The following is a 26,007-nucleotide window of genomic DNA, read 5'->3' as shown; positions in this document are numbered from 1 at the left end:
AAAGTAATAAAAAAACGTTTTTTGTTTGAAAATTCCGCCAAGCTTAAATGTTACAAAGAGGTGTTTTATCTAATCATCCATTCGAAGCTCTCCAATTCTCTTCGAAATATGTGGTTTTAGGAAAAGAATTTTCATCATGTAAGTTCCTGCTACATAATACTAATGGAAGAGGCCAGAATGAATAAAAACAATGAGTCAAAAAATAATGAAAGCAAGATAAAAAATAATACATACTTTCACCCTATTGCAGGAAATGTCGTAACAGACCAAGGCCCAAACAATAAAAATTCAGGAGCAGGTGTAACTTTTGAATTTACAGCTACAGATTGTATTCTGAATAGAACTTTAAACATGTTAGGCCTGAATATCAAGCACTTAGCAGATCCTAAAGATCCAGCTGATGCTGTTAATTTACGTTCACTACAATTACAATTAGAGTTAGCAGAATCTAAGCTTTTACATATTGCTGGTGGTAAAATGGAAGGGGTCATCGATATGGCAGGGCAAAAGATTATTTCTTTGCCTATTCCAGAAGCAGATGGGGATGCAGTTCCATTTAGTTTTTTAAAGAAAAATTATTTAAATTTAGGCGGAGGAAAATTAAAGGGAAAGGTTGATTTTGCTGGCCATGTTTTAACAGGTTTACCAGATCCTACTTGGACTACAGATGCGGCTACACTAGGATTTGTTCGTAAAGAGTTGATGGCAGCATTAAGTTCTTATCTTCCATTAAGTGGTGGTTTTTTTGGTGGTATTTTAGATATGGCAAGCTTTCCTTTAACAGGACTGCCAACTCCTAAAAAATCATCAGATGCCATTCCTTTATCTTATTTTACTTCTGAAGCATTAGTGAAATCAGGTGGGAAAATGTCAGGCCCTATCAACATGGGCTCGTCTTCTATTACAAGTCTTGCTGATGCTGTAAGTGAGACTGATGCAGTCAATTTAAGAAGCTTAAAAAAAATAATAATAGGTCTGGAGGAGCATTATCTTCCTTTGTCAGGTGGAACATTAACTGGAAATTTAGGATTAAGTGGAGCGTTTATTACAGGTCTTCCAGATCCAATGGATCCTTTTCATGCAGTTAACTTAAATACATTAGACAAGTTCTTAGAACAGTTAAAAGAAAAGGTTTTGTTTTTAAGTGGAGGCTTGATGCAGGGTGTTTTGGATATGGGAAGCCAAGGGTTAACTGGATTACTAAAGCCAGTTAATATTTCTGATGCAGTAAATCTTGAGTTTTTACAGAAACATTATTTCACTTTAGATGGAACATCCATTATGGAAGGTGATTTTAATATTGGTAACCACATCATTCACAATTTAGGAGACCCTGTTACAGGAACAGATGCAGTCAATTTAAGGGCTTTAAAAATTCGTTTAAGCCTAGCTCTTCAAAATTATCTTCCTTTGACTGGAGGAGCGCTTGTAGGTCCTGTAAGCTGTGGTGGATTTGTTTTATCTGGATTAGGTAAGCCTATACATTCAGAAGATGCTGTTCCATTAGCTTATTTGCAAAAAAATTATTTGTCGGTTTCTGGTGGATCATTAGCCAGTGATCTTAATATGAATTTCTATTCATTAAAAAATTTAGCAAATCCTATAGCCAAATATGATGCAGTCAACTTAATTTCTTTGAATAATATCTTAGAAAATACTGTAGCTCATTACTTGCCTCTAATGGGTGGTGTAATGTCAGGTTCTGTTGATTTTGGACATTATTCTATTACTAAATTAGCAGCTCCACGGAATGAAGAAGATGCAGTTAATCTTTCTTATGTGCGAATGCATTATTTATCTCTTGCTGGAGGCATGTTACATGGAGAACTAGATCTTGGAGGAAATAGTATTTCAAATCTTTCAGATCCTGTTTATGGTAAAGATGGCGTAAATTTAAATACCTTAAAAAGGGTTGCAGCTGCTATAGCGGCTGATTACTTGCCCTTATCAGGGGGGGCTTTAAAAGGGCCATTGTCTATGGGGGGGGCTATCGTTACTGGATTGGCTTTCCCTTTTCATATATCAGACGCAGTATCATTAGGATTTCTTCAAGAAAATTATCTTTCATTATTAGGCAATGTCACTATGCAAAATGATTTTAGCATGGGAGGATATTCCTTGCATGATCTAGCTGATCCTATAGAAGATTGTGATGCGATTAATTTAAGATTTTTAAAAACATTTTCAATAGATGCTTTAGATGATTATCTACCACTTAGTGGAGGTCATCTTACTGGAGAGCTTAATATGATGGGCTCTTTAGTAACAGGGCTAGGGGATCCAGAAGAGCCAGCGGATGCAGTCTCTTTGGGTTATATTAAGAATAATTTTCTTTCCTTAACAGGAGGAACTCTTTCAGGTCTTATTGATATGGGAGAGCAGCGTTTAACAGGAGTACCTGATCCAATATTTGATGAAGATGTTGTTAATTTAAGAACACTTTCCCAGATTGTAGTAAGCACTGTATCTGACTATCTTCCATTAAAAGGAGGAGAGATCTCAGGTATTTTAAATATGACAGATCATCAGATAACAGGGGTTGCATTTCCTAAAACAGATAGTGATGCAGTCTCTCATCTATTTCTTAAATCTTTTGCGTTACCATTAGTGGGAGGCAGTTTATCAGGAGACTTAGATCTTTCTGGATTTACTATTCAAGGAGTAGCAGATGCAGAGTTTGATAGTGATGCAGTTAATTTAAAAATTCTTAAAGAAAAAATACATCAAGCAAGTTCTAGACTCCTTTCTTTGTCAGGAGGTGTTCTTTATGGTCCTTTAAATATGAGTGGTTCTAGAATATCAAATCTGGGAATGCCTATTTTAGGTGATGATGTAGTTAATTTAAATGCCATGAGACAGGAAACAGCATCAACTCTTCTAAATTATTTAGATCTGGCTGGTAATAATGAAATGCAATCATCTATTAAAATGGGGGGCCATGGAATTTCAGATTTAGCAGACCCTGAGTTTGCTGCTGATGCTGTTGCATACGGATTTTTAGAAAATAATTACCTCAACTATAGCGGTGGAGTAATGAAAGGTATGTTACGTATGGGTAACTATCGCATTACAGATCTAGAAGATCCAATAGAACAACAAGATGCAATTAGCTTACATGCTTTACAAAATATATTAGAATCTAGATTGCAGGGTTATTTGAGTATTGCAGGAGGGGTTTTATCTGGGGATCTTTTTATGGGAGGCCAAAAAATTAAAGATCTTTCAGATGCAGAAAGTGATGATGAAGCAGTGAATCTAGGCTTCATGAAGCACAGTATAGTAGAGCAGCTGATTAATTATTTACCTTTATCTGGCAGTACGATGCTTGGTGTTTTAGATATGGGCATGCATCCTATTAATAATGTAAGGGATCCAGTTTCTGCTTTTGATGTGGTGAATTTAAGTTATCTTCAAACCAATTTTCTTTCTTTAAATGGCGCTCAAACTATGATTGGGCCACTTTCTATGGGAAAAAAGAAAATTACTAATCTGGGAGATCCTATAGCAGAAGAAGATGCGGTGAATGTAAGAACTATGAAAACCGAGATTAGATTTATCTTGGCTTCTTATCTTTCCACTTCAGGTGGAAGTCTTTATGGTTCATTAGATATGAATGGTTCGAGTATTTCAGGATTAGCATCACCGATAGATATAACAGATGCAGTTACTTTAGGCTTTTTAAAAAAATCAGTATTAATGAATTCAGGAGGAGTTCTTCAAGGATCACTTTCTATGAGTGGCCAATCTATTAATAATCTTGGGGATGCTGTTGAAGATCATGATGCAGTGAGTTTATCTTGCATGAAGATGCAATTTCAAAAGATTCTGTCTCTTTATCTGTCTCTTAAAGGTGGAACCTTGTCAGGTTCATTAGATATGAATAATCACGTAGTGACAGGGCTTAGTTTTCCTTTATCAGATTTAGACGCAGTTTCATTACTTTATCTTAAGCAAAGTTATCTTCCTTTAGCAGGTGGGGTTTTAAAGGGAGATCTTAATCTTGGTAGTATGAGAGTGACATCTGTTGGTGATCCTATCGAATTAGAGGATGCTATTAACCTAAAAACTCTTGATGCTTTTATTAATACTGTTTTAGGCCAGGTACTTTCATTGTCTGGAGGAAAAATGAAGGGAAGCTTGGATATGGGAGGTCAGCAAATTAGGAATGTTAATACGCCATGGGAAGCTGGCGATGCAGTTAATTTATCTTACATTGATAATATTATTTCTAAAGCTTACAAAGATCTGCTGCCTATCACTGGAGGGATTTTACAAGGAGGGCTTTCTTTAGCAGGATTTTCTTTATCAGGGATTAATGATCCTACAACATTAGATCAGGCAGTTAATTTAGGATATTTGCAAAATAATGTTCTGCTTACTTCTGGAGGAACCCTTACAGGTTCTTTAGATATGGGAAGTCAACGCATTACTCAATTATCAGATCCTATTGATATCACAGATGCAGTTAATTTAAATACCCTTACAAGAGAGCTTTCTTTGGGCTTATCCACGACATTGTCTTTGTCAGGAGGTATGTTAACGGGTTCTTTGGATATGTCAGGAAATTCTATTGTTGGATTGGGAGATCCACAAGATTCACAAGATGCAGTTTCTCTTGGATACTTGATGCAAGGATTTTTACCTCTTTCAGGGGGAAGTATTTCGGGATCAATAGATTTGGGTGGGTATTTTGTTCAAAATATTGCTGATCCTAAAAGAGATGCAGATGCAGTTAATTTAAAGGTTATGAGTACTGCTATTAAGAATCTTAAAGATAATACTTTATCTATTTCTGGAGGTAAGTTAAGTGGCTTTCTTGATATGGGCTCTTTTGTAATTTCTAATCTACAAAATCCTAAAAAACCTAAAGATGCTGTCAATTTACAGACATTACATCATGTCATGAATCTTTTTTCAAATAAAGTACTGCTATTAACAGGCGGTACTATGTTGGGTAAAATAGACATGTCAGGACAGATTTTGACAGGTATCCCTGATCCAGTTTTAGATACAGATGCTGTTAATTTAAAGACTCTTGAGGCTCGCATTGGGGCTATGACTTTAAGTGATAATTCTGATAATCCTTCTTTACCTCCTTCTATTATTATGAACGAAAGTTTGAATATGAGTTTTTGTCGCATTACTTCTTTAGGTAATCCTATAAATGGGCCAGATGCAGTCAATCTTCAAACATTACAACGAATCATGCAAGAAAGTTTAAAAAACTATCTAGAGTTAAGTGGAGGATTTGTTACCGGTGCTATTGATTTTGGTTTTCAGGGATCTTTAAAAGGATTAAATGCACCCAAATTAGATGATGAAGCAGTCAATTTAGGGACCTTAAAAGAGACATTTAAGGATGCGTTAATACATTACCTGCCTACTAATGGTGGTACATTATTCGGTAATTTAGATATGTCTGGTTCAAGTATTACTAATCTAAAAAATCCAATGCATGACAGTGATGCCGTTAATTTTGGAACAGTACAAAAATTAATTAATCAACATGATGGTGATTATTTGTCATTAAATGGAGGGGTTTTAAAAGGGGATCTGAATCTTAATAACAACCTTCTTAGAGGTCTTCAGGCGCCTATTAAAGATGAGGATGCAGTTTCTCTTGGTTATCTAAGTGATAATTATCTATCTATTAAAGGAGGCGTCCTTCAAGGACCTTTAATGATGAAAGGTTTTGCTATTACTGGATTAAGAATGGCAGAAAAAGATAGTGATGCTGTGAGTAATATCACAATGAAAAATTATGTGACTTCATTAACGAGAGAATTACTCCCCTTTAAAGGAGGAACCTTAACAGGACCTCTTGAAATGAGTGGAATGCCTATTAGTGGACTAGCTTTACCAATAGAAAATGATCATGCAGTTAACTTATCTTATGTTGCTATGACTTTTCTTCCATTAACAGGAGGTATATTAAAAGGTTTTATAGATCTTACAGATAATCTTATTAAGGGAGTTTCAGATCCTGTAAATGATGCAGATGCTGTAAATTTAAGGACCTTAAATCGTTCATTATTAGGTTTTGTCCCTAATTCGTTGTCTGTTTATGGAGGAGCGATGCAGGGCCTTCTTAATATGGCAGGGAATATTTTAACTGGGGTTATTGAACCATTATCTGATCAAGATGTAGTAAACTTAAGGTATTTAAAGAAAAATTACCTTTCTTATAAAGGTGGTTCTTTACTTGGCAGTCTTAATTTAAATCAGAATAGTATTACTAATATGGCAGATCCAGTAGGGGATCATGATGCTGTAACATTACAATTTTTAGATCTTTTTATTTCACAGAAAATCACGCAATTATTACCACTTGTTGGGGGGACTTTAGTGGGTTCTTTGGGAATGAGTGATAATAAAATTGGCAACTTAGCAGATGCAACAGATGATACAGATGCAGTAAATTTAAGAGTTTTAAGAAAAGAAATAAGATCCATAGATCCAGGATTATCTTTAAAGGGTGGTGTATTAAAGGGTTATTTGGATATGTCAGGTTATTCTATTGGAGGACTTGCTTCTCCTAAAAAGGATGATGAAGCTGTTAATCTTAGTTATATTAAAAGTCGTTATTTACAACTAGGAGGAGGACTTCTTGTAGGCTCTTTATTTATGAGTGGAAAGCTTATCCAGCGATTAGGTGATCCTAAAGGACCTGAGGATGCTGTGAATCTACGGACATTAGAAGTCCGATTAGATGAAGTTACTAAAGAATTATTGCCACTTTCTGGAGGAACATTAGGTGGAACATTAAATATGCAGGGTTATTCTTTAACGGGTATTTCTACTCCTCTAGCATCTAGTGATGCAGTTAACTTAGCTTTTGTCGAGGATGGATTTTTATCGATTACAGGTGGAGTTTTAAAAGGAATCTTGGATATGAATATGCATAGAATTTCCAATGTAACAGATCCTATTTCTAATGGTGATGCAGTAAATTTACAGACTTTAAATGCACGTATTCAAGATCAGGTTCGTAAAAAATTATCGATATCTGGAGGTGTTCTTTTAGGTAATATTGATATGGGAGGATCTTATATTCTTACAGGAGTAAAAGATCCTATAGCTTTAGCAGATGTTGTTAATTTAAGAACGCTTAAGGGTGTAGCTTCTCAATTACTGTCTCTCTCAGGTGGCGCTCTTTATGGCCCCTTAAGTATGGGAGGAAAAAAAATTCATTCAGTGGGAGATCCAGAGGATGAGACAGATGTAGTAAATCTACGTACATTGCGATTCCAGTCAGCAAGAGCTGCATCATCATATCTCTCATTAACAGGAGGAGAAATAACAGGAGTGCTTTCTCTTAATGGTAATCAGATTATTAATCTTCCTGATCCAATAGAGGCTTCTGAGCCTGTAACTCTTTCTTATCTACAAAGAGCCACCCTAATGATTTCAGGGGGAGCTCTTTTAGGCTCTTTAGCTCTTTCAGGTTTCCCTATAAATAATTTAGGGGATCCAAAAGAGCCATCTGACGCTGTTAATTTATCAACTTTACAAGAGCAAATTTCTTTAGCAGGTAGTTCTTATCTTTCTATAAAAGGAGGTGAGCTACAAGGAAGACTAATGATGGCTGGTCATGTTATTTCTGGTGTGGCTGCTCCAGTAGAAGATCAAGATGTTGTTAATTTTTCTACCTTTAAGGAAGGAGTGGCGAGTGCTCTTTCTTCTTACCTTCCAATATCAGGAGGATGTATTACAGGAGGACTTTCTGTTAATAATCGTCCAATAAAAGATCTAGGCATGCCAATCAATGATCAAGATGCTGTTCCACTATCTTATCTTAGAACGCGTTACTTATCTGTTTCAGGAGGAATTTTAAGTGGTATTCTGTCTATGGGAGGATCTCGTATAGAAAATACAGGAGATCCTATAAGGCCAGGAGATGTTGTCACTGTAAGATTTTTTGAAAATCGTTTGAAAAATAGCAGTAAAGAGTTTTTGCCTTTATCAGGAGGATTAATGAATGGATCCTTAAATATGGGCAATAATCTTTTAACAGGTTTGAAAGATCCCCAAGGTGATACAGATGCTCTTACTTTAGCTTATGGAAATCATTCGTTTTTATCATTATCTGGTGGAGTTTTGAGTGGTGATTTAGAGATGAGTGGGCACACTATCTCAGGGTTAAATATGCCCATAAAAGATTATGATGCAGTTAATTTACTTTCTTTAAAAGCCTCTTTAGCCACCTGGGCTACGACATTTATCCATGTTTCTGGTGGTGCCATGGAAGGCAATATTGATATGGATTCTTATTCAATAACAGGTTTGCAAGATCCTAAAAATCAAGGAGAACCTGTTACTTTAAATTATTTTAATAAAAAAGCTTTATCTATTTCTGGTGGTATTTTAGAAGGTTCTTTAGACTTGTCGGGTCATAATTTGTCTCATGTAGGAGATGCTGTGGCTGATGATCAAGCAGTCAATTTAAGAACTCTTAAACGTACTTTAGATGATGAATTAAAGGGGTATTTAAATATTCATGGAGATGCAGAACTTAAAGGTTCCTTGCACCTTGAACAAGGATCTATCGTTACTGGCTTAAGAGATCCTCTTTATGATCATGAAGCTGTAAACTTAAAAACGCTTAATAATAAAATTTCTCAGATGCTTTCTGTTCATGGAGGTACTTTGAAGGGCAATTTAAATATGGCTGGCTATCATATTATTGGTATAGGCGAAGGAGTAGACGAGCAAGATGTCGCAAGTGTTGGAATGGTTAGAAAGCAAATAGTTGCTGTTGCAGCAGCCTATATGCCTTTAGCAGGTGGTACGATGCGCGCGAATATGAAAATGGGGCTTTATCGCATTACTGATCTAGCATCGCCAGTGGATTTAGAAGATGCTGTGAACCTAGCGTTTTTAAAATCTTCCTATTTATCCTTAGAGGGAAGCTCTGCTATGCAGGGGGCATTAAAAATGTCTGGTTATCCTATTCATGATTTAGCAGATCCAATAAAAGATATGGACGCTGTTAACTTAAGAAGTCTTGATGAACGTCTTATTGATCTCTTATCTACTGTGGCTTCTTTAAAAGGAGTTAATATGGAAGGCGATATTGATATGGGAGGGCATGCAATTAGTGGTCTCAAGGATCCTATTGATGCGCAAGATGCTGTTAACTTACGTACATTTGAAGATGTCCTTGCGAAACTTCCTCTGAATAATCTTCCTTTAGATTCTTTAGGCAGATTCATTATCAGTGGATTGGAAGATCCACTATTCGATGATCAGCCTGTTCCTTTGGCTTATCTTAAAAGAGAGTACCTTCCTAAGTATGGAGCACAATTAGCAAGTGATCTTTCAGCTGGAGAATTTCGCATTACCCAAGTAGGAAATCCCAAATTACCAGATGATGCTGCTAATCTAAGAGCTGTAGAAGAACATTGTTCATTACGGTTAAGGGATTGTTTACTGAAACAAGGAGGCACCTTAACTGGGCCTATTAATATGGCGTCATATTCAATAACAGGATTACCTTTAGCTGTTTCATTAACTGATGCGGTGAGCTTAGGATATCTTCAAAGGAACTATATTCCTTTGTTAGGTGGTTTTTTACAGGGGTCATTAGATATGAGTATGCATCTGATCACAAATATAGGAAATCCAGTAGGACCAAATGATGCAGCAAATTTACAGACAATCATTGATGTTTTTGAAGAGTTTTCAGGAAATTTTTTAACTATAAAAGGAGGAACAATTGAAGGTTTTATCAATATGTCAGGGCATCCTTTTACAGGTTTATCTGATCCTAAAGATCCATCAGATGCAGTGCCGCTAAGTTTTGTTGCAGAAAACTTCCTACCTATAAAAGGCGCCATTTTACAAGACAGTTTAGATGCTCAAGGACATGCTATTATCTTTTTAGGAGATCCTGTAGCTGAAGGAGATGCTGTTAATCTTCGATCTTTAAATGCAGCTATTGCAGCTTCTGTTAGTTCTTTAAATTTATTAGGAGGAGGGACTTTACAAGGAGCACTAGATGCAGGAGGAACAATTCTTAGCGGGTTAGCTGATCCAATTGCTCAAAATGATGCTCTTACTCTCGGTTATGCGCAATCATCTTTTCTTCCATTTTCTGGTGGGGTGCTTACTGGACCATTAAATCTTTCTGGTAGTCCAATTGTGAATGTAGGAACAGCAAAAGATGATTATGATGTTGTTAACTTGATTACAGTAAGAAAATTAATGGACGATGCTGTTATTGATTGCATTCCTAATACTGGTGGGTTTGTTTACAGTTCTTTAAATTTTAGTGGTTATGGCACTGTTACTGGTCTTCTTTCTCCTACTAATCCCACAGATGCAGTGACTCTAGAGACATTAACAAAAACATTAGAAGGGTTAATGCCTCAATCAGGAGGAGCCTTGAGTGGAGATCTAATCATGAAAGGGTTTTCCATTCATGAGCTAGCCTCCCCCAAAGAAGAAAATGATGCAGTTAATCTAATTTATTTAAAAAATTATACAGAACAATCGATGCAGGATTTTATTCCTTTTAAAGGGGGAGTTTTAGCAGGTTCTTTGGATATGAATGATTATTCCTTAAAGGGTTTAAGGGACCCCATAGATCCAAAGGATCCTGTCACAAAAAGGTATATAGAAAGACATTACATGCCACTAATGTCTCCACTATCTAAAGAAAATCTTGATTTAGCAGGCTACCAGATTAAGAATTTAGCTAACCCAAAAGAGATGACCGATGCAGTCAATTATGAAACATTATTAGCATATGTCAATAAACCTATGAATGAATATCTTTTGATTCAAGGAGGTGCTCTACAAGGTGATCTAAGCATGAGTGGACATCTTATTGCTGATGTAGCTAATCCTGAGGCTGCAGGGGATGCAGTTAATTTAAGAACTTTACAAGCGGGTTTGGCTCTTGTTTCTATGAGCCATGCAGATCCTGAGCCTCTTGTCTTAGATGCCTTAAGTCAAGACTTAGATGTGAATGGTTATTCAATTCATGGTCTTCTAGATCCAATACATTCTTCAGAGCCAGTTACTTTAGGTTATTTAAATGGTAGGTATCTTGAACTAAAGAATGATGTATGGGATATGGGCAAGCGAGTCATTGCACAAGTGGCTGATCCTATTTATGATGATGATGCTGTTACTTTGAGAGTTTTAGTTAGAGAGCTAAAAAAAACAAAAAATCTTTTACTTTCTCTCACTGGAGGATCTCTTTCTGGAACATTAGACATGGTAGGAAATCTTATTACAGGGATTGTTGACCCTGTTAATGCTGATGATGCAGTTAATTTACGAACATTAATATCTAAAATAGAAGGATGTTTACCTACAGGTGGTGGTGCCTTAAAAGGAGATCTTAGTCTTTCTTATAATAGAATTACACAGTTGTCAGATCCTTCTGTAGATCTTGATGCAGTTAATTTAAGAACTCTTAAAGAAGTGCTATCTTGTCAGATGCAAAATCTTCTTCCATTGACTGGAGGGATGTTGTTAGGAGATATTCATATGGATGGGTTTGCATTAAAAGGTCTTGCAGATCCTAAGAATGGTAATGAAGCAGTTTCTTTACAGTATTTAAAGCAACATTACCTTTCTTTATCAGAATGTAAACCATTGTCTTGTGATCTCTCTTTGAGTGGCTTTGCCATTAAAGATTTAAAAAATCCAATAATGGGTGAGGATGCAGTTAACTTAAGAACATTAGAATCGCGGTTAGATGCATTAAATAAAAATTACTTAACTATTGCAGGTGGTGCAATAACAGGTTCATTTGACTTTTCTCAAGGAGGCACTGTTACAGGGTTGGCGATGCCTATAGAAGATTATGATGCTGTTCCATTTAAATACCTCAAAGATAATTTTGTTTCTTTGACAGGATCTAGTTTTGAGGGAAATATACAAATGAATGGTTATCATTTGTTGGGTGTTGCAGATGCATTACAGGATGATGAAGTAGTTAATTTTCGTACATTATTGAAGGTGTTAGATCTTCAATCATCTGCTTATCTAAAATTATCTGGTGGAAGAATGTCCAATACATTGGACATGGGAGAAAATGCTCTCGTTAATTTAGCAGATCCTACGCATTCTGGAGATGCAGTGACTCTTGGTTATTTAACTGATCATTTTATTAGTGTACAGGGTGGGGCTATAAATGGCTCTTTAGAGATGCAGGGAGGTTTAATATCTAATATTGCTGATCCAAAAAATTCTTTTGATGCAGTTAATTTAAGAACTGTTAATACACAAATTAATTTAGCGATGGAACGTTATCTTCCAATTGTAGGAGGGGCATTATTAGGTAGACTAGATGTACAAGGATATGAATTAACAGGACTGACTTATCCAGAAAGCTTAGATGATGCTGTGCCATTAGGTTATTTGAGGAAGCATTTTTTATCTTTACAAGGGGGAAAATTAGAAGGGGGATTGAACTTAAATGGTTCTGTTATTGGTGGTGTTGCAGATCCATCATATCCCAATGATGTAGTCAATCTTAGAACATTGCAATTTGAAATTAATGATGCATTTTCACAAAAGCTTTCTATTTCAGGAGGATCTTTAAAAGGGAATCTTAGTTTAGGGAATGAGTATCGAATTTTAGATTTACCAGATCCTATTCATCTTGGAGATGCAGTCAACTATCAAACATTACTACAATCAATTATGGGCTTATTATCTTCTCAAGGAGGGGTTCTAACAGGGGATCTTCTTATGGGTAATCATGCCTTAAAGGGAGTCTGTGACCCCCAAGATGATCAAGATGTTGTTAATTTGCGTACGTTGCGTGTCTTAATAGAGAATGTTAATGTAGATTGTCTATCCCGCTATGGTGCTTCTATGGAAGGCCTATTAGATATGTGTAATAATATTATAAAGGGTGTAGCTGATGCCAAAGATCCTCAAGATGCTGTTAATCTTCGTGTATTAACAGAGAAACTATCTCATTTTATCTCTCGTGCTGGGGGTGAATTTAGTGGGGATTTAGATATGCAGCAACACGCAATTCATAATCTTGCAGATCCTACGCAATCTAGAGATGCAGTGAATTTAGCTTCTTTAAATCAAGCAATTGGATCTTTAAAAGAGTTATTTATTGCTAAAGCAGGTGATTCTATGAAAGAGAATCTTTCTATGGGAGGTAATCGTATTTTAGATCTTGCTGATCCAATAGGTGATAATGAAGCTGCAACAGTTTCTTTTGTCAAAAGAAAAATGTTGCCTTTGTCAGGAGGTGTTCTTTCTGGGGTATTATCTCTTTCAGGGCATAGAATTACTGATGTTGCTAGGCCTGTTTGTCTTACAGATGCTGTTAATTTAGAAGTTTTATTGGCTGAAATAGAAAAAAGCTCTTTAAAAAATATTTTAACAGATGGAGGTATTTTAAGTGGTGTATTAACTCTTAAAGGAGAAGGGCTTATTACAGGAGTTGCAGATCCTGTTCATGATAGTGATGTAATAAATTACTCTACGCTACAAAGAGCTATAGCTGGGTGCTTATCAAGAAAATTAGCTGTATTAGAGGGAGATTTAGATCTTTCTTCTTATCGCATAAAAAATTTAGCAGATGCTGTTAATGAAGATGATGCTGTTAATAAGCGAACCATGATGGAGTACAATCAAGAAATGAGAAGATTTTCTTTAAGTATTTCAGGTGGCACTTTATCAGGTTCTTTACAGATGGGTGGTTATGGTATTACAAATTTAGGAGAACCAGTTTCTCCTGGTGATGCAGTGACTTTATCATACTTACAAGCTAATTATTTTTCTTTGCATCAGAATGCTGTGACAAGAGATTTAAATTTAGGAGGTCATAAGATTCTTTCTTTAGGGAATCCTATGGATGATTTTGATGCAGTGAACCTAAAAACAGTTAGGCAAATGCTTGCAGAAAGTCAATCATCTTATATATCTGCAAGTGGAGCGGTTCTTTCTGGAAATTTAAATATGGGCCATGCTTACAGAATCTGTGAATTAGCAAATCCAATAACAGCTGGTGATGCTATTAATCTTGGATTTTTTACTTCTGCTCTTCAAAATTTTTTAAGTCTTGATGGCGATGTCATGAAAGGCAATTTAGATTTGGGGGGGTATAAGGTATCTCATCTTGCTTATCCAATAGAATTAACAGATGCCGTGAACTTAGCAGCTTTAAAAAATGAAATTAAGAATGTAATAGTTGATTGTGTTTCTGTGAAAGGGACTACAATGAAGGGATCAATTAGTTTTGGGAATGGTTATACTGTAACAGATTTAAGTAATCCTCAGAATGAAGGAGATGCAGTTAATTTACGCACCTTTAATGCTGTTACAGCAAATATGATGACATCTTTAGGTGGTGTTATGCGTGGATCCTTGAATATGGGAGGGCAAATTCTTACAGGACTTGCAGATCCAGTCAATGTTGCAGATGCAGTAAATTTAAGAACTGTCAGAGAGATGGTCTATGATCAACTTTCTGAAGTGATGCTTTTATCTGGTGGAGTTATGAATGGAGTTATAGACTTTGGTGGTAACAGAGCGACAGGGCTTGCTAATCCTAAAAATCCTGATGATGTAGTTAATTTAGGAACTCTTGATTCTTATCATGCTTTGCTAGAAAACAAAAAATTATCTTCATTAGGAGGAGCTCTTTTAGGCAATTTAGATTTAACTAATCATATTATTACAGGTTTATCTGCACCATTAGGGCGATCAGATGCAGTTAATATGGAATTTGTTCATCAATATGCTTTTCCACAAAAAGGAGGTGTTCTTTTTGGATCATTGGATATGGGAGGGAATAAAATTTCTTCTTTAGCTGAGCCTAAGGCATTATCTGATGCAGCTACCCTTGGAACAGTAACATCAACTATTACAAAGATAATGGATGGGTATTTACCTCTAACTGGTGCAGTATTATCTGGGGCTATTGATATGCAAGGATATACTCTTAAAGGTATTGCAGAGCCAATAAATGATTCAGATGCTGTGCCATTTTCTTTTTTACGCAAAGAGTATCTTTCTAAAGATGGTGGTACTTTGTTTGGACATCTTTTTATGGGGCAAAGAAAAATTAAAGATCTTGCTGATCCTACAGAAGATCGTGATGCTGTAAACTTAAAATCTTTAAAATCATTTACAGATCGTTTATTTGCTGATTATCTTCCAGTAATGGGTGGGGCCTTAAAAGGATCTATAGATTTTGGTGGGCAATATACTGTTACAGGGTTGTTAGCTCCAAAGTTACCTAGCGATGCAGTAAATTTAATTACTATGCAAAAAAAGATTGCCTCTTCTTTATCTAATTATTTATTGCTGACTGGAGGAGTTTTATCTGGTTCTTTGGAAATGCAGGGTAATCAGATTAATAATTTAGGAGATCCAATTAATCCAACAGATGCAGTGAATCTACGAACTTTAACAGAATTTCTGGCCTCAGTTAATCAAACATCGAATCATGAGTTTATTACACAGCAGTCTGTTAATGCTGATAAAGATATTGAAGGGCATCGCTTGATGAATGTCGGTAGAGCTGTAGATCCTCAGGATGCTGTGAATTTAGCTACATTGCAAAATATGTTGCACATTACAACATCTTCGTACTTATCTCGTATAGGTGGATTGTTATATGGAAGTATTGATTTTTCAGGAAATGGTACAGTGACAGGATTAAGAGATCCATTAGATGCATCAGATGCTGTAAATTTAGGAACATTGCTTTCGCTAACAGAAAAATACTTGCTTATAGAAGGTGGTACATTAACTAATGATTTAAGCCTAGGGAATCATTTTTTACAAAATTTAGCTGATCCTGTAATGGAGATGGATGCTATTAATCTGCGAACTATGAAAGCCTTTGTTTCTACGAATCTTAAAGATTATTTGCCTATGACAGGTGGGGTATTAAAGGGTGATCTTGATGTAGGGTCATATCGTATGACAGGGTTAGCTATTCCATCAAATCTTTATGACGCAGTCCCACTTCATTATCTTAAAGAACACTATTTCTTATTGACAGGGGGTGTCTTAAAAGGACAGTTAGATATGAATGGTTTTTCTGTAGTAAACATTCCAGATCCACAAAATGCTGGTGATGCAGTGAATATGCAGACCATGACACAAGAAATTACTAAAAGCTTAGCGCACTCGTTATCTTATAAAGGAGGGGTGATGCAAGGTTCTTTGGATATGGGGGGGCATATTTTAACAGGATTATCTAATCCTGTTATTGCTGGTGATGCAGTGAATTTTGATTATCTGTGTAATAATTTTCTTCCTATTAGTGGGGGTAATGTCACTGGTGTTATTAATATGGGTGGGTCTTCTTTGACAGGGTTAAAAGTCCCATCATCACCAACAGACGCTGTAGATTATGGAACTTTTAGAAAAGAAACAGATTTATTAAAAAATCTTTATCTTCCACGAGCAGGGGGCAATCTTTCTGGAAATATTGATATGAATAATTTCATGATATCAGAGATAGCAGATCCTATTCTTCCTCAAGATGCTGTTAACTTACGTACATTTTTAAAAGGATTATCTCAGTCTATAAGTGGCTATCTTCCTTTGACAGGTGGGCTATTAAATGGAGATTTAGATCTGGGTGGATTTAGACTTTCAGGAATTAGCTCTCCAATAGAGTTAGATGATGCCATTAATTTTGAAATTCTACAGTCTTTTACCAATCGATTATTACCAATAGTAGGTGGCACCCTCACAGGTTCATTAGAAATGAGTGGAAATCCCATTAGAAATATAGCAGATGCTACTAATGATGGAGACGCTATTAATTTAAGGATGTTGAAAAATCGTTTAGAGGCACGGTTGTCTGATTTTTTCCCTATCACAGGGGGAGGATTGCAAGGAAATCTCTCCATGCAAGGATATCAGTTAACAGGGTTAGGGATGCCAGTATCAGCAGCAGATGCTGTAAATTTAGGGTACTTAACAGCTGTGTTAGAAAATATGCTGGATTCTCAGGGAGCATGTTTACAGGGAGATCTTGATCTATCAGGTCATTGTATCAAAGGTGTTGCAGATCCTATAGATGAATATGATGCAGTTAATTTCAAGACACTTAAATTAATGGTTAATCAAGAAAATTCTTTAACAAAAGAAAATGTAGATTTTACTATTGTTTCGCATTTAGATTTTAAGAATACATTCCTAATCAAAGGCTTAAATGATCCAGAGGAATTAAGAGATGCTGTTAATCTTCAAACACTAAACAAAGCGCTTTTAGGTTGTCTTTCTTCTTTTGGAGGTAAATTAACAGGTAATTTAAGTTTATCAGATTTTTCATTAACAGATATAGCAGACCCATATGCAGAGCAAGATGCTGTGAATTTAAGATTTTTTAGAAAAGAGGCTCTTCGATTACTTTCAGGTGCCTTTGCTAAAAAAGGGGGTGTTTTATCTGGAAATATTGATATGAATGGCTTTTCAGTCAAGGGATTGGCTTATCCAATAGACCCAGCAGATGCGGTTTCATTTTCTTATCTACAAAATCATTATTTTGAGCTTTCAAATGGGGGTGCGTTATCTTCATTAAATATGAGTGGACATCGTATTGTTGATATTGCAGATCCAAAAGATCAAGGAGATGCTATATCTTTGAAGGTATTAAAATCTATTTTGAGTGGATACTTAGCGATTTCTGAAAATGGAGTATGTACAGATGTCAATATGTCAGGACATACTCTTACAGGTCTAGCAGATCCTCAAAAAGCAACAGATGCTGTAAATTTTAAAACTGTTCAAAAATATTTAGAAAATGTCGTTTTACTTTCTGGATCATCTATGAAGGGTGATTTGAACATGGGAGGAGCACGTATTTTTGGATTGCATCATCCTATAGATGGTAGTGATGCAGTTTCTTGGGCTCTTTTGCAATCTGAAATTAAAAAAGTAAGAGCTGAAGTTAAGATTGGTTCAGAAGGTATCTTAAATAGCTCTCTTGATTTTAAAAATCAATACACCATAAGAGGAATTATTGATCCAATATCTGCTGATGAAGTTGTAAATTTACGAACTTTACACGCGCATACTTCGTGCTTATTGTCACAGTCTGGAGGGTTAATAAAGGGTATCTTGGATATGGGAGGAGTTCATACTATTGATGGAATAAGAGATCCTATTTCTCCTAAAGAAGCTGTTAACCTTAGAACTTTAAGACATATGATAAAGGAACAGAAGGAGACAATGTTATCTCTTGCTGGGGGAATACTAAGAGGCGATCTGTCTTTTGGTTTTTCTGGAAGAGTAATCAATTTAGCTGATCCAAGATTACCTGGAGATGCAGTTAACTTATCATCATTAAATCAAGCATTAAGCCACTATCTTTCATTTTCAGGTGGAATCATGCGGGGTATTTTGAATATGGGAGGTTATAAAATTTCTCATCTTATAGATCCAGTAGAATCGGGAGATGCAGTTAATCTTAAAACTTTAATAAATGTGGTAGAAGAATGTCTATCTAGATCGTTATCTCTAGACGGAGGGATAATGAAAGGTAATCTATCATTTGGTGGTAAGCAGCATATTAAAGGACTTGCAGACGCTATTGAAGAGGGTGATGCAATATCTTTAAAATTTTTATCTAAGGCGCTTAAAGGATATCTTTCTGTCAAGGGAGGGGTAATGAAGGCTTCCTTGTCTATGGGTGGATATAGCATTGGATTTCTTGCAGATCCTATAACAGCTATGGATGCAGTGAATTTGAATACTCTTACCCGCATGCTTAAATCCGAATTAAATAATGTCCTTTCTCTTTCAGGCGGTCAGATGTCAGGAATTTTAGATATGGGTAAATCTCGTATTTCAGGGCTTGCAGATCCTAAGCATGATGCTGATAGTGTAAATATGAAGACCTTGAAGAAGCATGTTTCTCATCAATTAGAAAATTATATGAAATCTTCTGGAGGAATGCTTAAGGGGCAGATAGATTGCTCTTCAGGGGGCAGAATTATTGGTTTGCCAATGCCTATATCTGATGATGAAGCTGTAACAATTGGCTATATGAAAAATAGTGCTGTTATGATTTCAGGTGCTAAAATGCTTGGTGATCTGGACATGAATGGCAATAAGATTTCTTCATTAAAAAATCCTACATTGCCTGGAGATGCTGTAAATTTAAAAACATTACAGCAGTATTTAAAAGTATTATCAGCAGGATCTGTCAAAGTATCTGGTGGATATATACAGGGGGATTTAAATCTTTCTGGTTATTCTTTAAGAGGATTAGCTGAACCTGTAAATTCAGATGACGCTGTTAATTTATCTTATATGAAAAATTATGCGCTAAGTTCTTTAGGTGGTGTGATGAAGGGCTCTATGAGTCTGGGTTCTTTTGAAATTACAGATCTTGGAATGCCAACAACAGATTTTTCAGCTGTTAATGTAAAAGCAGTCAATCAACAGATTGTGCATGCTCTTTCTTCTTATATACCATCTTCTGGGGGTCAGATGTCAGGATCGATCTCTATGGGTGGTTTTTCGTTAACAGATTTAGAAGATCCATCAAGGCCTTGCGATGCAGTTAATTTACGTTCTGTGATGACTGCATTAGCATCAAAGGTGTCTATTTTAGGAGGGGAGATAGAAGGTGTGCTATCTATGAAAGGGCATGCAATTATTTCTCTTGGCGATGCTCTTTACGAAGAAGATGCTGTAAATTTAAGAGTACTACAGGAGTATATTAATCGATTAAAAGACAAAACTTTATCTTTGAACGGAGGAGCTCTTTTAGGCAACGTTTCTATGGGAGGATTTTCTCTTACAGATATAGCAGATCCTCAATCTGCAGGGGATGCTGTAAATTTAGATTATGTTCAGTCTTCTTTCTTATCATTATCTGGAGGAAGTCTTTCAGGCGAATTAAATATGGCGCAAGAGCGTATTAAAAATCTTGGCGATCCTCAGCATCTATTTGATGCGGTAAATTTGAATGCTTTACGTGCAGAAGTTGTAAAAGCCATGAGTAATTATTCTCCTTTTTCAGGAGGAGGAATGGTTGGATCTCTGAATATGAATAGCTATTCTTTTTATGGTTTATCAGACCCTGTAAAACCATCAGAAGCTGTTCCTTTATCCTTTCTTAAAAAGAATTATCTTGCATTAAAAGGAGGTAAAATGGCTTCTCCCATAAATATGGGGGGAAATAATATTTCTGAGTTAGGTGACGCTATTTTTGAAAAAGATGCTGTTAGTTTAAAGGTATTAAGGGAGAAAACAGCAGAAATATTACAAAATTATATGTCAGCGGCAGGAGGTATATTTAAAGGTATTATTCAAATGAGTGGTAATGCCATTCAAGGTCTGGCAGATCCTGTAAATCTAGAAGATGCAGTGAATTTACAAACGCTTAAGAGAACTGTAACGCAGCAATTCTCTACATTTAAATTGACTACCCTAGGAATAATGACATCTTCTATTGATATGGGGAGACAGATGATTATTAATCTTGGCTCTCCTTCTAAAGATGGAGATGCAGTTAACTTACGCTCTCTTAAAGAGGCTTTAAAAGACCATTTATCTGTGCATGGCGGAAAAATTTCTGGAAATATTGACATGGGAGGGAGTGCAGTTATTACTGGTCTTGGTAATCCAGTAGAATTTACTGATGCTGTTAATTTACAGACCTTATTGTCCTTTATTTCGAAGGAAAAAACATGCACCTTATCTACTAAAGGAGGTGTAATGACTGGGGTATTAGATATGGGAGGAGCACCTTTAAAAGGTCTTTCAGATCCTTTATCTCAAGATGCTGCTATAAGTCTTTCTTATGCAGACACTCATTATCTTCCTCTTCATGGTGGTGTGATGAAAGCTGCGTTTAATATGGGCTTGCAAGCTATCAAAGGATTAGCTGATCCTGTGGATAAATATGATGCAGTTAATCTTAAGACAGTAGCTAAATTCTTATTAAAATATATGCCTATTGATGGAGGAGTAATGAAAGGCTCTCTGAATATGGATGGCTTTACTATTGGAGGATTAGCTCTCCCTGTTGATGATGGAGATGCAGTTCCTTTTGGATATTGGAAGTCACATGGTTTGTCAACTTTAGGGACTCATAAATTACAACTTATTACAGGGGATATTCATTTTAATGAAAAGGCAGGTGTTACTGGTTTAAGGGCTCCGAAGGCCTCTTCAGATGCTGTCACATTGAATTATGTGCAAACGCATTGTGTATCTATAAAAGGTGCTGTCATGGAAGGGCATATTTTCATGAATGGGCATACAGTTAAAGGTATTGCTAATCCAAAAGCTAAGAGCGATGCTCTTTCTTATGGATTTTTTGAAACAGAGTTACATGCTGTGACTGAGTCTCTTCTTTCGATCAAGGGAGGGATTATGCATGGAAATATTAGTATGAGTTCTGCAGCCACTGTATGTGGATTACCAGATCCCATTGCTCTTGATGATGCTGTTAATTTGCGTTCATTGCGTCGAGAAATTTCTTCTAATATAGCAACGGTTCTTTCGCTAAAAGGAGGAACTCTTTCAGGAAATGTTAATATGGGAGGAAAGACAATAACGGGGCTTGCGCTTCCTATAAAATGCACAGATGGAGTGAACTTAGATTATCTAAGACAGTATGCTCTTTCTCTTCAAGGAGGGATTTTGCTTGGAGAGGTGGATATGAATAATCATGCCATGATCAATCTTGCAGATCCTCATAATGAAGCAGATGCTGTTAATCTACGCTCTTTGAAAAAAATGCTGAGTACTTCTAAGGGCAATTTTCTTTCAAAAACCGGTGGATTTATGCAAGGAATATTGGACATGGATAATCATCCATTAACAGGTTTAGCAGATCCAAAAACAGTTTCTGATGCTGTTCCATTAGGGTATGCTAGAAGAGCCTTCTTGCAGGTTTCTGGAGGTATTTTAAAAGGTTCTTTATGGATGAGTGGAAAGAGAATAGGGGGTGTTGCAGATCCAGCTACTTCTGAAGATGTGGTAAACTTGCGTTCTTTACAAGAACGGTTATCTATGTTTCTTCCAATTGTAGGTGGTGTTCTTAAAGGTTCCTTAAGTGCTGGAGGACATAGAATTAAAGATGTTGCAGATCCAGCAAGTGCAACAGATGCAGTGAATCTTCATTATATCCAAAAAACATATATGTCTTTTGGTGGAGGAGAAATGCATGGGGTTTTGCATATGGGAGGCAAAACTATTTCAGGATTGGCAGATCCTCTTAATGCAACAGATGCAGTGAATCTTCGTGTTGTGAAAACTCAGGTAGCTGAAGCTATAAAAAATTGTTTTCCTGTTTCTGGGGGTACTTTTTCTGGAAATATAAATATGGGAAATAAAATCTTAACAGGGCTTTCTCATCCAGTAAATCCCTCTGATGCTGTCAATTTGTCTTATATACATTTTTACTGTTTGCCATTAACAGGAGGAACGTTATTAGGAAGTTTAAATTTGTCGGGAAAAAAAATATATGGCTTAGGAGATGCTGTAGAAGAAACAGATGCAATGAATTTAAGAGCTGTGAAACGTTCTATTAAAGATGGTATGAGTCATTTTTTACCATTAACAGGAGGAGTCTTATTAGGTAGTCTTAATCTGGCTGGGCAGGCTTTAGAAGGCTTAAGAATGCCAGTTAAAAGAGATGATGCAGTCAATTTAGGGTATTTACAAAATCGATATCTTTCTCTTGCTGGGGGTGCTTTTTTAGGATCTATTCATATGAATGGTAATAGCATAACAGGATTACATAATCCTCAAAATGAAGGAGATGCCGTTAATTTAAGAACAATGGTAAGTGCTTTAGCCACTTATATGCCTTTAACTGGGATGGCGCAAGGAACTTTTTTAACTGGAAATTTGATTTTTAATGGAAAGGCAGGAATTACTGGATTACCCGATCCTAAGGATTTAGGGTCTCCTGTTAATCTTGGTTATTTGGTTAATCATTACTTTTCTTTAGCAGGTGGGACTCTGAGTGGCTCACTAAATATGGGGGGGAAAATTTTAACAGGATTAGCAATTCCTTGTGCGCCAACAGATGCAGTCTCACTAGGCTTTTTAGTAGGGACTTATGTTCCACTAAAAGGAGGAGTTTTAGAAGGTGATTTAAATATGAATCAGCATCTAATGTCTCACCTAGGAGATGCGTTATCGCCAACAGATGCTGTTAATTTAAGAACAATGAAGTCATTCATTTATGCATCAATGATTAATTGCATGCAAATTTCTGGTGGAATAATGAAGGGTTCATTGAACATGGCAGGAAAAACAATAACAGGTTTAGTGGCTCCAAAGGACCGACTGGATGCTGTTAATTTGGGATATATTAAAGATTATTACCTTCCTATTGCAGGTGGTGTTATTAATGGGCCTTTAAATATAAGTGGGCATATTCTTTCAGGAATAGGAGATGCTAAGAGCTTTACAGATGCGGTAAATGTCAAGGTCATGAATTTTTCTATAGAGCACCATTTAAAAGATTATCTTTCTTTTAAAGGTGGTACTATGACGGGGTCTTTATTCATGAGTGGCGAAAAAATATCCGGATTAGGGGAACCTTCTTTAGATGAAGATGCTGTTAATTTTCTTACTGTCAAAAAGATGATTAGTCAAGGGACATTAGCGTTGTTGCCAAAATCAGGTGGTAAGGTAACTGGAAATATCATCATGACTCCAGGTAATACTATCACAGGGTTAAAAAATCCTGTAAATAATCAAGACGCTGTTCCTTATGGATTTATGAAGTCAACGTGTCTTTCAGCAGATGGAGGGAAATTATTAGGAAATCTTTCTTTATCTGGACATTTGATGACAGAATTAGGAGATCCAGAAGAAGAGACTCATGCAGTGAATTTAAGGTTTTTGCAAAAATCATTACTTTCATGTCTTCATAATTCAGGAGGGCATATACATGGTAATTTGGATTTTGGTTGTTCATGGAGAGTGGTTGGTTTAGAAATGCCAATAGAGCCTACAGATGCTGTTAATTTAAAATGTTTAACAGAGCATGTACAGGCATTATTATCATTAGATGGTGGTGTGATGAAGGGCATCATTGATATGGATAAGCACGTTTTAAGAGGTCTTGCTGATCCAACAGAAGATAGAGATGCAATTCCATTATATTATCTTAAAACTCATTACATATCTTATAGGGGTAATGTTAAGGCGAGTCGGATTGTTGGGAATTTAGTATTCAATGATGTTGCAAGAGTAACCAATCTTGGAAATCCAGAAAATTTAGGAGATGCAGTTAACTTACGTTATCTACAGAAAGGATATTTATCAAAAGCAGGTGGAGTATTAACAGGTTCCCTGAATATGTCAGGTAAGAGTATTACTGGTTTGGCCGATCCTAAAAAACCTTCAGATGCTGCGAACATGTCTTATGTTGAAATGTATGCAATACCTTCTGCTGGAGGGCTAGTAAAAGGTAACTTAGATATGGGCTTCCAAAGTACTATAAAAGGTCTTGCTAATCCTACAGAACCTGGTGATGCAGTGAATCTAGCATCATTACATTCTGCTATGAATATTTCTTTTTCTTCTTATCTACATCGAGATGGTGGTCGTATGCTAGGTGTTTTAAATATGGGAAGTTTTGCGATTAAAAATATAGCCAATGCTGTAGATGAGTATGATGCTGTTAATTTAAAAACAGTTCATTTAGCAATATTATCAGGCGTAAAGGGATCAGTTAAAAAAAATGGAGATATTATGCAGGGATCTTTGCATATGGGTCTACATGCTTTAACAGGCCTTCCTTATCCTGTAAATCAAACTGATGCTATAAACCTTGCTTATTTACAAAGTTCTACTCTTTCTTTAGGGGGAGGAACAATGCAAGGTACCTTGAATATGGGCGGAAAAAGTATTATAGGTTTGCCAGCAGCTATTTCTGATGGAGATGCTGTTAATCTTAAGACAATGAAGTCAAAGATGGCTCAAATACTTGTTTCATATATGCCATTTTCAGGTGGATCTATGACAGGGCCTCTTAATATGGGGGGTAAAATGATATCAGGGTTGGCAGCTCCAATAGCATTAACAGATGCTGTCAATCTACATTATCTTAAAAATAATCACTTATCTTTTTCTGGTGGGAAGATGAAAGGCGCTATTGATATGGGAATGCAGTTGATTATGGGATTAGCAAATCCTATATCAGCTACAGATGCAGTGAATTTACAAACCCTAACTAATGGTCTTTCTTCTTCTTTGTCTTTAAGAGGCGGTACCATGAAGGGGCCTCTTAATATGGGTGGAATGGCTATTACTGGCTTGAAAAGTCCTGTTGTGCCAGGTGATGCGTTGAGTTTAGGCTATGCTAGACTATTTTATTTAAATAGAGCTGGTGGAGATATGATTGGTGTACTCAATATGACTGGTAATATTATTCAAAATGTAGGTAATGCTATTTCATCTACAGATGCTGCTAATTTGCAAACTGTTAAGAATGAGATAGGGAAGGCGTTGAATAATTTTCTCAAAAATTCAATTTATAAGCTTAGAAATAGAGCTATGGAAGTAAGAGCGCATACAGATCCTTTCTTGGATAATGATATGCTTTTAGAAACAGAAAAAGAGACGCATACAACATCTTATGCTGATACAGGACTTGCCTATAAAGCTTATCTCAGCTTTTCTAATCATATTACTGCTGGATTAGCTTATTCTTGGGGCGCCAAGACTGCGATTCAGTGGAATGCTCATCAGGAAGGGGTGCTTCAAGGAAGTGGATTATGGAAAAATTATATTTTCTTTAGTCCTTCTCAAGGAGAAAATATGATCTTTTTAAAGAATGCTTTGTATCAATTTTCATTTTCAGCAGTCACTCTTAAAAAAAGATTTAGAGGTGAAATTATGGGTGTTCACCTATCAGCTGGTAAAAAGAAAATTATTGCAATGACTGAATCATCATCTAATTCATGTTTGTTAAGTGGGTCATTCTTAATTTCTAATGATGATACACCTATTTTTCAGATTGTTAACTCATTTAAGGTGGATAAAGCACTGAAGTTTTTGTCTTGGAGTGTCATAATTTTGGACTAA

At 36.1% G+C, this 26,007-nt stretch carries 1 protein-coding gene; it reads left to right on the top strand.

Translation table 11 applies throughout. The features are described 5' to 3' along the window. Window positions 1-177 precede the first annotated feature (177 nt). Entirely contained in the window at window positions 178-26,007 is a 25,830-nt protein-coding gene (locus tag CLAVI_RS02395; protein ID WP_194844003.1) for a hypothetical protein, read from the top strand.

Source organism: Candidatus Clavichlamydia salmonicola (assembly GCF_015356765.1).
Classification (GTDB): Bacteria; Chlamydiota; Chlamydiia; order Chlamydiales; family Chlamydiaceae; genus Clavichlamydia; species Clavichlamydia salmonicola.
This window is presented reverse-complemented; position numbering and strand designations above follow the sequence as displayed.